The organism is Flavobacterium defluvii, assembly GCF_900129555.1.
GTDB lineage: Bacteria > Bacteroidota > Bacteroidia > Flavobacteriales > Flavobacteriaceae > Flavobacterium > Flavobacterium defluvii.
The window spans coordinates 35,145-48,343 of the sequence record NZ_FQWC01000007.1 but is presented as its reverse complement, the minus strand read 5'-3'; the positions used below and the strand labels follow the sequence as shown (position 1 = coordinate 48,343).

Annotated in this window: 14 protein-coding genes; 8 read left to right on the top strand and 6 right to left on the bottom strand. The window is 32.6% G+C overall.

Annotation, left to right across the window (positions count from 1 at the left end):
- Nucleotides 1-48: 48 nt before the first annotated feature.
- Complete coding sequence (locus BUC29_RS15205) at nt 49-927, bottom strand: PPK2 family polyphosphate kinase (RefSeq protein ID WP_073417034.1); 879 nt, start codon at nt 925-927, stop codon at nt 49-51.
- Between the two features lie 89 nt (nt 928-1,016).
- On the opposite strand from BUC29_RS15205, the gene BUC29_RS15200 reads away from it, so the two are divergent.
- The 7 genes from BUC29_RS15200 to BUC29_RS15170 all read left to right on the top strand — a co-directional run bounded on the left by BUC29_RS15200 (nt 1,017) and on the right by BUC29_RS15170 (nt 8,007).
- Nucleotides 1,017-1,853 carry a DUF6929 family protein gene (locus BUC29_RS15200; protein WP_073417033.1) on the top strand — a complete coding sequence of 279 codons (837 nt, stop codon included), beginning with the start codon at nt 1,017-1,019 and terminating at the stop codon, nt 1,851-1,853.
- A gap of 373 nt (nt 1,854-2,226) precedes the next feature.
- Complete coding sequence (locus BUC29_RS15195) at nt 2,227-2,727, top strand: RNA polymerase sigma factor (protein ID WP_073417218.1); 501 nt, start codon at nt 2,227-2,229, stop codon at nt 2,725-2,727.
- A 2-nt stretch (nt 2,728-2,729) separates the two neighbouring features.
- Nucleotides 2,730-3,704: a hypothetical protein gene (locus BUC29_RS15190; protein ID WP_073417032.1), complete on the top strand. Its 975-nt coding sequence runs from the start codon at nt 2,730-2,732 to the stop codon at nt 3,702-3,704.
- A gap of 80 nt (nt 3,705-3,784) precedes the next feature.
- The gene (locus BUC29_RS15185) at nt 3,785-5,956 is read left to right on the top strand and encodes a VWA domain-containing protein (RefSeq protein ID WP_073417031.1); all 2,172 of its coding nucleotides are present in this window, start codon (nt 3,785-3,787) and stop codon (nt 5,954-5,956) included.
- A 52-nt stretch (nt 5,957-6,008) separates the two neighbouring features.
- Nucleotides 6,009-6,596, top strand: a complete 588-nt coding sequence (locus BUC29_RS15180; protein ID WP_073417030.1) for an LURP-one-related/scramblase family protein — start codon at nt 6,009-6,011, stop codon at nt 6,594-6,596.
- A 110-nt stretch (nt 6,597-6,706) separates the two neighbouring features.
- Nucleotides 6,707-7,423: a 3-ketoacyl-ACP reductase gene (locus tag BUC29_RS15175; RefSeq protein ID WP_073417029.1), complete on the top strand. Its 717-nt coding sequence runs from the start codon at nt 6,707-6,709 to the stop codon at nt 7,421-7,423.
- 74 nt (nt 7,424-7,497) lie between these two features.
- Nucleotides 7,498-8,007 (top strand): hypothetical protein, encoded by a 510-nt coding sequence (locus tag BUC29_RS15170; protein ID WP_073417028.1) that lies wholly within the window; start codon nt 7,498-7,500, stop codon nt 8,005-8,007.
- Nucleotides 8,008-8,117: 110 nt separating this feature from the next.
- Here the strand turns inward: BUC29_RS15170 and mtaB are convergent, their stop codons facing one another.
- Nucleotides 8,118-9,452 carry a tRNA (N(6)-L-threonylcarbamoyladenosine(37)-C(2))-methylthiotransferase MtaB gene (gene mtaB / locus BUC29_RS15165; protein ID WP_073417027.1) on the bottom strand — a complete coding sequence of 445 codons (1,335 nt, stop codon included), beginning with the start codon at nt 9,450-9,452 and terminating at the stop codon, nt 8,118-8,120.
- Nucleotides 9,453-9,952: 500 nt separating this feature from the next.
- On the opposite strand from mtaB, the gene BUC29_RS15160 reads away from it, so the two are divergent.
- Nucleotides 9,953-10,477 (top strand): hypothetical protein, encoded by a 525-nt coding sequence (locus BUC29_RS15160; protein WP_073417217.1) that lies wholly within the window; start codon nt 9,953-9,955, stop codon nt 10,475-10,477.
- A gap of 83 nt (nt 10,478-10,560) precedes the next feature.
- On the opposite strand, the gene BUC29_RS15155 is transcribed toward BUC29_RS15160, so the two are convergent.
- The 4 genes from BUC29_RS15155 to BUC29_RS15140 form a co-directional block, all read right to left on the bottom strand.
- Complete coding sequence (locus BUC29_RS15155; RefSeq protein ID WP_073417026.1) at nt 10,561-11,364, bottom strand: Cof-type HAD-IIB family hydrolase; 804 nt, start codon at nt 11,362-11,364, stop codon at nt 10,561-10,563.
- Nucleotides 11,365-11,390: 26 nt separating this feature from the next.
- A complete protein-coding gene (locus BUC29_RS15150; RefSeq protein WP_073417025.1) occupies nt 11,391-11,609 on the bottom strand; it encodes a putative signal transducing protein in 219 nt (72 codons plus the stop codon).
- Nucleotides 11,610-11,634: 25 nt separating this feature from the next.
- Nucleotides 11,635-12,450 carry an alpha/beta hydrolase gene (locus tag BUC29_RS15145; RefSeq protein WP_073417024.1) on the bottom strand — a complete coding sequence of 272 codons (816 nt, stop codon included), beginning with the start codon at nt 12,448-12,450 and terminating at the stop codon, nt 11,635-11,637.
- Nucleotides 12,451-12,532: 82 nt separating this feature from the next.
- Nucleotides 12,533-13,195, bottom strand: coding sequence for a DEAD/DEAH box helicase (locus BUC29_RS15140; RefSeq protein ID WP_073417216.1), 663 nt, complete (start codon nt 13,193-13,195; stop codon nt 12,533-12,535).
- Nucleotides 13,196-13,199: the final 4 nt, after the last annotated feature.

The window sequence follows — 13,199 nt, the reverse complement described above, 5'->3', positions numbered from 1 at the left end:
GTGTTGAAGAAATTATCTCATTATCAAAATTGACACATTATCTAATTACTAACTTTTCTCCAAAGTCTTCTTATAAGTCTCAAAATTGTTTTTAATTTCTTTAGGAAGTTCGGGAACCTGAATATCGGTGTATTTTTTCATTTCTTCCCAAATAATTTTCGCAACAATATAACGTGCCATATCTTTATCATCAGCCGGAATTACATACCAAGGTGCATGTTCTTTAGAAGTTTCATTTATGGCTTCTTCATAATATTGTTGATATTCATCCCAATGTTCACGCTCTTTTAAATCGCCAGGAGAAAATTTCCAATTGTGTTTTCCTTCTTCCAAACGACGCAATAAACGATTCTTTTGTTCGTCTTTACTCAAATGCAGAAAAAACTTCATGACAATCGTTCCGTTTTCGGCGATATGTTTTTCAAAATTATTAATTTGTTCAATTCTGTTTTTCCAGAATTTAGGTTTAATATCGTCAACAGAATTTATTCCCGGTAAATTCTCTGCCAAAATAAATTCAGGATGCACGCGCGTTACCAAAACATTTTCATAGTGTGTTCGGTTAAAAATAGCAAACTTTCCTTTTTCCGGCAAGGCAATATAATGACGCCATAAATAATCATGTTCTAATTCAGTAGAATTTGGCGTTTTAAAACTATGTACGACAACCCCACGCGGATTAAATTCTTTAAAAACTTCTCGAATCAAACTATCTTTTCCTGAAGTGTCCATTCCCTGCAGACAAATCAAAACTCCATATTTATTGTGAGCATACATTATATCCTGAAAATCACTCAGTTTTTCTTTTACTTTTTCAAGTTTATCTTCTTTTTCGTCATCATCTGCATCAACTTTTAATAAAGTCGGAAGTTTACTCAGTTTAATTTTATCTGTAACTTTAAAATCTTTCGGATCTATTGATTTCATATTTTCAAATTTTGTATTATAAATATAGTAATTTTACTGGTTCCGATAGTTATCGGAATTGTTATTCATTGCTTTTCAAAACAACATTCATGGAAAAATTCACCTTAGAAATATTATTTCAAATCATCGGAATAGGTTCTGCATCAGGGTTATTTTACAATAATGATGCACTTTATATTATTGGCGACAACAGCGGATTTCTATACGAATACAATATGCAGAATCAGCAGTTAAGCCAACATGCTTTAATTGACAATCCGACGCAGAATATTCCGAAAAACTTAAAACCCGATTTTGAATCTCTTACACATCACAATGATACGCTTTATGTTTTTGGTTCTGGTTCTACCGAAAACCGAAATAAAATGATAGAGTTTGATCTTAAATCAAAAACCGTTTTACAGAAAAATAATTTAGTCGATTTATATGCCGTAATGCAGAATTTCGGATCTATAAAACCAGAAGATTTTAATATTGAAGGTGCTATTTTCGATGGAGAAAACTGGTATTTATTCAACCGCGGAAACGGAATTTCAAACAAAAACACCATTTTTACCATTCATGCTAAAAGTTTGGGAGATGAATTTGCTTTAGTTGCTACCAATTATAAACTGCCAAAAATAAAAGGCGTTCGTTCCAGTTTTACCGATGCTGTTTTGGTTGAAGATAAAATCTATTTTCTTTCTACTGCCGAAGATACAAAATCAACTTATGATGATGGCGAAATCCTTGGAAGTTTTATTGGAAGAATTGATCTTAAAACCATGAAAATCGATTTTACTCAAAAAATAACTTCTACTAATAAATTTGAAGGCTTAACTTTTTACAAAAAAGAAAATAACAAAATTGAGTTTTTACTTTGCGAGGATAATGATACGGAATTGTTGGAAACTAAGGTTTTTAAGTTGAGTTTGCCTATTAAATAAGATATTAGCTTTGTGCAGCTTTGCGAAAAACCTTTGTGAATCTTTGCGGTAAAATTATAACACAGAGATTCGCAAAGGTTTTTCGCAAAGGTTCACAAAAAATTTCGATTCCAGTAGTAACGTAGAGGCGCACAGTAGTGCGTCTCTGCAAAGAATGTAAAAATGATTGATGACAAATTGTAGATTTACGAGACGTTAGACACACTGCGGTGCGTCTCTACAATAAAACTTTGAACCTATGCTACTTTGAATCTTTGAACCTTAAAAAAAACTTTTTTTCACCCTTCTCCCAACCTTTTTATCTTTTTATCTCTCTTTATAAATAAAGACCAACATTGTGATAAACGAAACGCTAATTTCTAACTGCAAAAAAATGAACCGAGATGCTCAGCGTCAGGTTTATGAGCACATGGCTCCTAAATTGTATCGCGTTTGCAAACGATACCTAAAGAAAGAAGAAGAAATTGAAGAAGCTCTGGCCGACGCTTTTTATACCATCTTCACAAAATTAGATCAGTTAAAGGAAGAAAAAGCCTTTGAAGCCTGGGCTAGAAAAATTGCCGTTAATTACTGTTTGGCTTCCATCAAGAAAAATACCAATTTCAACATGTATCTTGATGATGTAAAAGTGCTTTCACAGCCTTTTACAGATGAAATGAACACATTAGAAGAAGAAGATTTACTTAATTTATTAAACCACATTCCTGATGGCTGTAAAACCGTTTTTAATCTTTTTGTTATTGAAGGTTTCGGTCACAAGGAAATAGCTGCAATGCTTAACATTTCTGAAGGCACTTCAAAATCGCAGTTAAATGCGGCTAAAACCAAACTAAAAGAACTGGTTAGTAAATTATATTATCAAAAAGCAAAATAGTCATGGACAATCAAGATAAAATATTCAACAGATTTAAGGAAGCTGCGGATAATGCAGAAACCAAAGATTTTCCGGGAATGGAAAAAGTCTGGTCGCGCCTAGAAGATAAACTCGACAGAAAAGAAGATAAAAAAACAATTTCTCTCTGGAAAAAAATTGCCGTTGCCGCTTCACTTTTATTGGTAATTTCTTTAGGATATCAGTTCTTAAAAACAAACAAAAAAGCAATTATCGAAACGCCAAAAGTTGTGGTTACAGAATCTGAAAAAGAAACAATTAAAAATTCTGATTTAGAAAAAAGTAAAGCTTTGGTTTCATCAGATTCAGAATTGGTTTCAAAAGAAGAAGCTGCTAAAATTCTGGAAAAACAAATTCAGCAGCAGCAGAAAGTTGCGATACACGAAGTTCCAGCTCCCGTTATAGTAGAGGAAGCAATAATATCAAGTGACAATTCAATGCCTGCACTAGACGCAGCGCCTGCTCCCGCAGCTGCAGAACCAGAATATTATGAAGAAGATACGGAAGTTTCCAAAGCAAAAGACAAAGTAGATATAGTTTCTGGATATTCACGAAAAATAGAAAGAGAAACTTTTAAATCTAATTCTGCAGAATTACAAGCTCCTAAAGCTAAAAAAAGTGCTCCTTTGGTAATCCTTAATGGAAATGCAGTGGCTCACAGCGACGATGCAAAAAGAGACAAAATGATGCAGAAAGAACTTCCTAATCTAAGTCCGGAAAATGTAGAATCGCTGGTAATTTTAGATGAGCCATTATATATTATTGATGGAATTTATTATTCAGAAAATGATTTATTCGGTTCAAATCCAACTAGTCCCTACGCACCATTAAACGAGCAGGAAATTAAAACCATAACAATTCTTCAGGATCTTGAGGCCACAGCAAAATATGGCGAAAGAGGAAAAAAAGGAGTTGTCATAATTACTACTAAAACAGGAAAACCGGCTCAAAAGAAATAGCCAAAAACACAAAACATCTTTGTCAAAGTTTAAAACTTTGACAAAGAAAAAATCCGAACATTAATTTAAAACTTATTATCATGAAAAGTCTAAAACTTATTTCATCAGCCATTGCTATGCTTATATGTTTCGTAACCATGGCACAAGAAAGAACGATTACAGGAATTGTTTCAGATGAGGCCAATGTGGCGCTGCCAGGTGTTACGGTGCAAATTAAAGGCACTAAAAAAAATACCCAAACTGATTTTGATGGAAAATATACTATTCAGGCTAAAAAAGGTGATGCTCTTGTTTTTAGCTATATAGGTATGGATACTCAAACTATTTTTGTTAAAAATTCCAATGTTATCAATGTGAAATTAAAAAGTAATATTGTTGAATTACAAGAAGTAGTTACAGTGGGATATAATTCAAACGATGCTCCTGCTGAAGATCAAAGTTATGCACGTTCTGAAAAAAGAAAAGCTGACAAATCAGTTACTAAAGCACTTCAAGGAAAAGTTATGGGAGTTCAGATTCAAAACAATATTGGATATATGGCTAGTCCAAGTCAGAGTGTGGCAATACGCGGAATTATATCTGTTTCTCAAAAAAACGAACCTCTATATATTGTCGACGGAGTTACAATAAAAGCAGATCAAATGGCAAAAATTAATCCGAACGATATTGACAACGTATCGGTTTTAAAAGATTCGGCAGCAACTTCAATTTATGGCAGCAAAGCTTCAAATGGTGTTGTAGTAATTTCGACCAAAAACGAGATTTACAAAAATCTATCTGAAAAAGAATTGGATAAAAAATTAAACCAAATTACTCCTATTCGCCCTGTTGAACCAACTCAGGAAGATTACGATACTTTTGTAGAAAATGCTTTCGAAAGTCCAAAAACGGCTCCGCTTTCTACTTTTTCTATTGATGTTGATAATGCTTCTTATACCAATATCAGACGTTTTTTGAATAACGGACAACAAGTTCCAAAAGATGCTGTGCGTGTAGAAGAAATGGTAAATTTCTTTAAATATACTTATCCGCAGCCAAAAAACGAACATCCGTTTTCTATTAATACTGAAGTAAGCGATTCACCTTGGAACTCAAAAAACAAAATCCTAAAAATTGGTTTACAGGGAAAAAATATCCCAACAGACGATTTACCAGCTTCAAATCTTGTTTTTTTAATTGATGTTTCGGGTTCAATGAGCGACATAAATAAACTGCCATTGTTAAAACAATCGATGAAAATACTGGTAAACGAATTACGTTCAAAAGATAAAGTAGCCATTGTAGTATATGCAGGAGCTGCAGGAATGGTTTTACCTCCAACTTCCGGAGATGAGAAAAAAACAATTATCGATGCTCTGGATAATTTACAATCTGGCGGAAGCACGGCTGGTGGAGCAGGAATTGAACTGGCTTACAAAACTGCAGCAGAAAATTTCATAAAAGGCGGAAACAATCGTGTAATTCTGGCAACTGATGGCGATTTTAATGTGGGAAGTTCTTCAAATTCTGATATGGAAAAACTCATTGAAGAAAAAAGAAAAACCGGCGTTCTCTTAACTTGTTTAGGTTACGGAATGGGAAATTATAAAGACAGCAAAATGGAAATTCTTGCCGATAAAGGAAACGGAAATTATGCCTATATCGATAACATTCAGGAAGCAAATCGTTTTTTAGGAAAAGAGTTCAAAGGTTCAATGTTTGCCATTGCAAAAGATGTAAAAATCCAGATTGAATTTAACCCAAAACAAGTTCAGGCCTATCGATTGATTGGTTATGAAAACAGAAAACTTCGTCCGGAAGATTTTAAAAATGACGCCATTGATGCGGGAGAATTAGGAAGTAATCATACCGTTACGGCTTTGTATGAAATTATTCCGGCTGGTGTAAAAAGCGATTATTTAAACGTTCAGCCAGATGATTTAAAATATACTAAAACAGAAACAACTTCAAACAATTACAGCGGTGAACTGGCAACGATAAAATTTCGTTACAAAAAACCAGATGGAGATAAAAGCATCGAAATGGTTCAGGTAATTGACAATAAATCGATTGCTTTAGAGAAAGCAAGTGACGATATGAAATTTAGTTCGGCTGTGGCCTGGTTTGGATTAAAATTGAGAGATTCAAAACTCATTGCTGATAAATCTTCTGAAGAAATTGTGAAATTGGCAAAACAAGGAAACTCAAACGACAGTGAAGGCTATAAAGCTGAATTTATACGTCTTGTTGAAGGTGCAAAACAGTATAATTAATAAATATTTATTTACATTTGGATTTTAAACGAATCATTAATTTAATAAACGCATGAATCCAATTTTAAGCCAGAATTTATTTTTAGTAAAAGAACATATCGGAATGTTTAAAGCCGCAAACAACTATGATATTTACGATCCGGAAACGAATCAGATTATTATGAACTGCAGAGAAAACAATTTGGGTTTCTTTACTAAAATATTTCGTTTTACAGATTATAAAAGAGCAACGCCTTTTGATATTGAAATCACAACTGCTGCAGGAGAAAAATTAATTTCTGTAAAAAGAGGAATCGCAATTTTTCGTTCGACCGTCGAAGTGTTTGACGAAAAAGACAGATTGATAGGTACATTCAAACAAAAGTTCTTTTCTATAGGTGGTAAATTTGATATTCTGGATAAAAACGAAAAACCTGCGGCAACTTTGCAGGGAAAATGGACTGGCTGGGATTTTAAATTTTCTCACGAAAACAAACAACTTGCGCAGGTAAGTAAAAAATGGGCAGGATTAGGAAAAGAGTTTTTTACAAGTGCTGATAATTATGTTCTTCAAATAGAAGAAACTGTAGCTCCAGACAGCCCAATTAGACAATTAATTCTTGCTGCAGTAATGTGTATCGATATGGTTTTGAAAGAATAAAAGTTGTTAAACTTAGATTAAGAAAACACCTAAAAGCATCATTTTAGTTTACAAAAGCTTTATTTTTGTTATACTTAAAATGATGCTTTTTGCATTTCTAAACATAAATCATGACAGACTTAAAAAATAAAAATGCGCTTATTACCGGCGCTGGAAAAGGAATTGGAAAAGCTATTGCAATTGCTTTGGCAAAAGAAGGCGTAAATGTAATTTTATTAGCAAGAACTCAGACCGATGTTGACCAGCTGGCAGTTGAAACTAATAAGTTGGGCGTAAAATCTCTGGCTTTATCCGCAGACGTTTCTGATATTAATTCTGTAAATGCAGCTGTTGAAAAAGCTTTAACAGAATTTAAAACTATCGATATTTTAATCAACAATGCCGGGATTGGTGCTTTTGGAAAATTCATGGAATTGGAACCTGCCGACTGGGAAAGAATTATTCAGGTAAATTTAATGGGAACGTATTATACAACCCGTGCCGTAATTCCCCAAATGATCGAAAGACAAACAGGTGATATTATTAATATTTCTTCTACAGCGGGATTAAACGGAAATGCTGTTACAAGTGCCTATAGCGCATCAAAATTTGCTGTTCTAGGTTTAACAGACTCTTTAATGCAGGAAATGAGAAAACACAATATTCGTGTTACTGCTTTAACACCAAGCACAGTAGCAACCGATTTGGCAATCGACTTAAAATTAACCGACGGAAATCCCGAAAAAGTTATGCAGTCTGAAGATCTGGCCGAATTAATTATCGCTCAGCTAAAATTAAATCGCAGAGTGTTTATAAAAAACAGCAGCATTTGGTCTACTAATCCTTAAAAAACATTTCTCTGACAACTTTGGCAAAGTTTAAAACTTTGGCAAAGTTCCTAACAGCCTTAACATAAAATCAAATGGAACAATATTTAAGACAATTAATTGCCATAGAATTTCAGGATAAAAAGGAAATTTTTACAGGTTTTCTTATTGATTATTCTGATGATTGGATTTTACTTCGAAACAATCCTGTTGATTATATTTTGGATGGTTATGTAATTCTGAAAAATAAAAATATTGAAGCTGTTCATAGAGATCAGGATTTGGCTTTTACAGAAAAAGTAATTCGTTTAAAAGGTTTAAAAACAAATTCTGAAGATATTATCCCAATTCGGGATTTGAATTCAATTTTAAGTTTTATCAACAATCAGCATGGCATTTTTCAGATTTCTAAAAAGTCTGCAAAGTCAGCTTATTTAGGAAAATTAATTTCTTTAACAGATGAAGAGCTTACAATAGATTTTCTGGATACCAGAGGTCAGTTTGGCGGCGAATTGAGTTTTAATCCTGAAAAAATTCGGGTTATTGAATTTGATACCGATTATATTAATTCTTTGAAATTAGTTATTCCCGAAAATCAGAAATAGAATTTTGATAATTAAAAAGCCCTTTTTACAAAGGGCTTTTTTGTCATTTATGTAACGATTAGAACTTTTTCAAAGTTTAAAACTTTGACAAAGTTAAAACTCTATATCTTTTACGCTTCTGCCAGCTTATTTACAAACTCCATACGAACACTTCCGTCTTCATCAATTTTCGTTAAATTGATTTCGTGCAAGGTATTTATTAATTCAGGATTCCACGGAGTTTTTACTTTTACGTAATTTTCGGTAAAACCATGAATGTAACCTTCTTTATTTTCGCTTTCAAAAAGAACCGTTCTGTTGGTTCCTAATTGACTTTCGTAAAAAGCACGACGTTTTTTAACCGATAAACCTCTAAGCATTTTGCTTCGTTTTGCTCTTACATTTGCAGGAACAACTCCCGGCATTTCTGCAGCTTCGGTATTATCTCTTTCAGAATATGTGAATACGTGTAAATACGAAATGTCCAATTCATTTAAAAAATGATACGTTTCTAAGAAATGTTTATCTGTTTCACCAGGAAAACCAACAATAACGTCAACACCAATGCAAGCGTGCGGCATTACTTCACGAATTTTATTTACACGATCTGTATAAACTTCGCGTAAATAACGGCGTTTCATTAATTTTAAAATATCGTTGCTTCCTGATTGCAGCGGAATATGAAAGTGTGGTACAAAAGTGCGGCTTTTTGAAACAAACTCTATAGTTTCATTTTTCAATAAATTTGGTTCGATTGATGAAATACGAAGGCGTTCGATTCCTTCCACTTTATCTAAAGCCTGAACCAGATCCAGGAAAGTATGTTCGTGTTTTTTGTTTCCGAATTCACCTTTTCCGTAATCACCAATATTTACTCCGGTTAAAACAATTTCTTTGATATTTTGTTCTGAAATTTCTTTGGCATTTTTTAGAACATTTTCTAAAGCATCACTTCTGGAAATTCCTCTTGCCAATGGAATTGTACAATAGGTACATTTATAATCGCATCCGTCCTGAACTTTTAAGAAAGCACGTGTACGATCGCCAATTGAGTAACTTCCAACATAAAAATCAGCTTTGGCAATTTCGCATGAATGAACTTCACCCATATCGTTTTTGCTCAAATCATGAATATAATCGGTGATTTTAAATTTTTCTGTAGCTCCCAACACCAAATCAACACCATCAACAGCAGCTAATTCTTCTGGTTTTAACTGTGCGTAACATCCAACTGCGGCGACAAAAGCTTTATCATTAAGTTTCATTGCTTTTTTTACGACTTGCTTAAACTGCTTATCTGCATTTTCAGTTACAGAACAAGTATTGATTACATATATATCTGCAATTTCTTCAAAATCGACACGATCAAAACCTTCATCATTAAAATTTCTGGCAATGGTTGATGTTTCTGAAAAATTCAGTTTGCAGCCAAGCGTATAAAAAGCAACTTTTTTTCTATTTTCCATAGGAATGCACTACATTTATAAGTAGTAAGATATTATATTTACATCTCTATTAAAGAGTTTGCAAATTTACATACAATATTCTTTAAAATAAAATCAATAATACACTATATATCAATATTTTGCATTAAACATCTATTTTAAAACGTATTAAGAAATTAAAAGATAATTCAATTATTTCTTAAATTTAATGTTTTAGGAGAAGATAAAATTTTATTTCAATAAGAATAAAACGACAAAAATATCGATTAAGTGCAAATTTTATCGATTAAATACATTTTTTTATTGTTTAAATTAAATTTTTCTTACATTTAACTTTGTTTAGAAAATTTCAACTTTAAATTGAGTTTTTACAGATTTTAAAAGAGAATATTAATATTATAACAATTCATATAAAACAATTTTGAATTTCGATCGTTATGTTGTTGTTTTGTTATTAAAAAAGAATGGGAACGCCGAAAACCAGAAAGAGTAGGCAAAAATTAAAAATTAAAAACTCCACTATGAAAGCATTTTTACCCACGATCTGCTTGATGTTCTTAACCATTTTTAGTTCGCAAGCGCAAACTAATGCACCAGCTGCAGCTGCTAATCCATTTCCATCTATTAGTACTTTAACAAGTTGGGCAAGTTTAAATTCTCAGTCTCAATTTGATATTGCCATTCGTGCGGTTGGATTTAAATTTGAAGTAAAGGAACCGGGTGCAGAATCTACAGCTTACACATATATTCGTAAAGTAACTGTAAACGAAGTAAACTATACAGATAGAATTGTGTACAGAATTACTAACAATAATTCGGCAAGTATTATCTCTTTAGTAACGGCTTCTACAGACTTAGTAAGTTTATATACTCCACAATTAGCTACATTCAAAAATAATAATTGTAAAACTGAAATGTCTAAAGACAAAAATACTACTTGCAGCTGTTACGAAAGTGTAAATTTTGCAATCGACCTTTGCGACGAACGTGTAAAGCTTACAATGGGTGACGGAAATAAATATTTTGTTTCTGTAGCAAAAAAATAATTCAAAGAAACGACGTTTTCCAAATCTTTGCAGACTTACAAAGTTTTCAAAGATTTGGAACGCATTTCTTTAAGCAGATTATATTAGTTTAAAATATATTTCTGAACAACTTCAGCAACGCCGTCATTGTTATTTGAAGCAACAACTAAGTTGGCTCTATGGCGTAATTCAGGGTTAACATTATCAACCCAAACTCCCAAACCAGCATATTCGATCATAGTTAAATCATTTCCTGCATTTCCAACGGCAATAATTTCACTTTGATGAATTCCTAATTTTTCTGCCAAAAGTTTTAAACTGGCAGCTTTGTCAATTCCTTGCTGTGCAGCTTCTAAGAAAAAAGGTTTTGACATAGAAACGCTCAAATGCGGCATTTTTTCAATTAAATCTTGTTCTATCTCTTTTAAATAATCAGGATCCTGAAGCAAAATGCATTTTACAGCCGGTCTGTCTACATAATCCTTAAAACTTGCAACTTTAAGATGCGGCATTCCTGTAATTTCCTTTTCGACTTCGATATACTGAGAATCGGTTTCGCTTATAATTTCATTATCTAAATAGGTTATAATATGCGTTTTCATTTTAACGCTGTAATCGTATAAAGCTTGGATTTGTTCTACCGTTAATTTTTGCTCAAACAAAACCAAATCATCTTTGACACGGCTTATGATAGCACCGTTAAAAGAAATCATGTAAGAATCATTTATATCCAGTTCCAGTTCTTTAGCATAAGCTGTCATCGCAGAAGTTGGACGTCCGGAAGCCAAAACAACATAAACACCTTTTGCCTGAGCTTCTAATAATACTTTCTTATTTAGATCTGAAATTTTGTGGTCGTCTGTCAACAAGGTATCATCCATGTCGAGAACTAACATTTTGTATTGCATTTTTTTTTAGTTTTCAGTATTACTTTTTAAATACTCATTCTAAATTCTTCAATAACAGGATTTGCTTTTGCAAAATCTGTTTCCTGAATAAAAACCTCAACAGCCAGATCTGTACCGCCAAAACCTCCTAAACGAGCTGATTGAATATTATCTTTTTTCACGGTTTCTACTCCCGCTTCTATTAATCTTTCCTGCAAAGCAATAGCTAATACTTCACTACCCGAAAACACCTTCATTAATCCCATAACATTTATTTTATTAATTATTAATTTATTCCAATATAGTTTTTAATTTATTTTGAAAACTTTCATTTTCATTTATGCCAATATGTTCCTGATTTTTCAGCGGATATAAATAAGCATTTGAGCTTAAAAGATTTTTTAACCGAACCGAATTATCAAAAGGAATCAATTGATCGGCAGTCCCGTGAAAAAGATAAATTGGAGCTTTTATTTTTGGAAGATATAGATTTGTCTCTAAACTAAACTTTTTCATAAAATCAGGAAAAAGCGGGACTTTTGAACTTGACAATTCTAAAAAATTATAATATGGTGCCTGAAGAAGTAAGGCTTTTGGTTTATTTTCTAAAGCCAGTTTAGCCGCAAATCCCGAACCAATAGAATATCCTGCAATTATGATCTTATTTTCAGTATATTTTTTAGAAATTGATTTGTATACAATCGAAATATCCTTACTTAACTGCTCTTCGTTTTCGATTTCACCTTCACTTTTCCCAAAGCTTCTATAATCTAAAATAAAGATATCATATCCTAATGATGTATAAACTTTTGCAATTTTTCCCCAGGTTTCAAGCGTTCCGGCATTTCCGTGAAGATAAAAAACTAAACCTTTAGAATGTTCAGCTTTAAATAACAAACCATTCAAAATATTTCCGTCAAACGACTTGATATTTATCTCTTCAAATTTCTGTTGATAATCAAACTTGTAATCTTTTGGAAGCCTTGAACTATGAAAAACCAGCCCAACCTGATTTAAATAAATATAGGAAATTACGAGAAAATAAATAATTAGAAAAAAGCACAAAAGTACGATTGACAAGAATTTAAGTGTTTTGAATATTTCCATACATTATTTTTTAACTTTCAGTCGAAGTGAAAATTTCCAGTTTATATTGTAACTAAAAGCTGTGACTAAAAACTGCTGCTATTTACTCTTCTTCAATATCGTCTTCTTCCTCATCGAGTTCCTCCTCACCTTCTTCATCCATATCAAACAAATAAGGTTCGATTAACATTTTATCTGCCAGGATTTCGATGCGCTCAGTCAAAGTTTCTGCAAAAATTAATCGCTGCGTTTTGGCAATACTATTTGAAATACGCATAATTTTTGGTTCATGACGCAGTTTTAAAATCGGATCTGCATCATCAAGAATGAACATTTTTAAACGGTTTACATTATATCCTGCAGTACTAAACATATCGTTTAATTTAGTTGGAGTTCCAATTAAAACATCGATTCCTGTAGAAATATAATTTTTGTCATAATCCATATCGCCTTTGTCATGTACTCCATAAACTTCAAGGTTAGTATATTTTCCATACTTCTCAAAAAGTTCTACCATTGCTGTCATCCTATCTTTGTCTTCAACAATAATTAACGCTCGAGGTGATTCTTCATTTTTCCCTGCCAATTGCTGAATTACATTTAAAACAATTGTAGTTGTTTTTCCCGTTCCGTTTGGAGAAATAATTATACAGTCGGCGCCGCTTTTTATGGTCGAAAAAGTTTCCATCTGCAAAGCATTTGCTTCGGTTAAACCATTTTCAATTAATCCGTCTTGTAACTTTTCGTTTATTTTTTTTAGTTTCATTTTT

Excerpts from the sequence above, each read along its gene's own strand:
- BUC29_RS15205 (WP_073417034.1), bottom strand. The coding sequence starts at position 927 with ATGAAATCAATAGATCCGAAAGATTTTAAAGTTACAGATAAAATTAAA.
- BUC29_RS15200 (WP_073417033.1), top strand. The coding sequence starts at position 1,017 with ATGGAAAAATTCACCTTAGAAATATTATTTCAAATCATCGGAATAGGT.
- BUC29_RS15195 (WP_073417218.1), top strand. The coding sequence starts at position 2,227 with ATGAACCGAGATGCTCAGCGTCAGGTTTATGAGCACATGGCTCCTAAA.
- BUC29_RS15190 (WP_073417032.1), top strand. The coding sequence starts at position 2,730 with ATGGACAATCAAGATAAAATATTCAACAGATTTAAGGAAGCTGCGGAT.
- BUC29_RS15185 (WP_073417031.1), top strand. The coding sequence starts at position 3,785 with ATGAAAAGTCTAAAACTTATTTCATCAGCCATTGCTATGCTTATATGT.
- BUC29_RS15180 (WP_073417030.1), top strand. The coding sequence starts at position 6,009 with ATGAATCCAATTTTAAGCCAGAATTTATTTTTAGTAAAAGAACATATC.
- BUC29_RS15175 (WP_073417029.1), top strand. The coding sequence starts at position 6,707 with ATGACAGACTTAAAAAATAAAAATGCGCTTATTACCGGCGCTGGAAAA.
- BUC29_RS15170 (WP_073417028.1), top strand. The coding sequence starts at position 7,498 with ATGGAACAATATTTAAGACAATTAATTGCCATAGAATTTCAGGATAAA.
- mtaB (WP_073417027.1), bottom strand. The coding sequence starts at position 9,452 with ATGGAAAATAGAAAAAAAGTTGCTTTTTATACGCTTGGCTGCAAACTG.
- BUC29_RS15160 (WP_073417217.1), top strand. The coding sequence starts at position 9,953 with ATGAAAGCATTTTTACCCACGATCTGCTTGATGTTCTTAACCATTTTT.
- BUC29_RS15155 (WP_073417026.1), bottom strand. The coding sequence starts at position 11,364 with ATGCAATACAAAATGTTAGTTCTCGACATGGATGATACCTTGTTGACA.
- BUC29_RS15150 (WP_073417025.1), bottom strand. The coding sequence starts at position 11,609 with ATGGGATTAATGAAGGTGTTTTCGGGTAGTGAAGTATTAGCTATTGCT.
- BUC29_RS15145 (WP_073417024.1), bottom strand. The coding sequence starts at position 12,450 with ATGGAAATATTCAAAACACTTAAATTCTTGTCAATCGTACTTTTGTGC.
- BUC29_RS15140 (WP_073417216.1), bottom strand. The coding sequence starts at position 13,195 with ATGAAACTAAAAAAAATAAACGAAAAGTTACAAGACGGATTAATTGAA.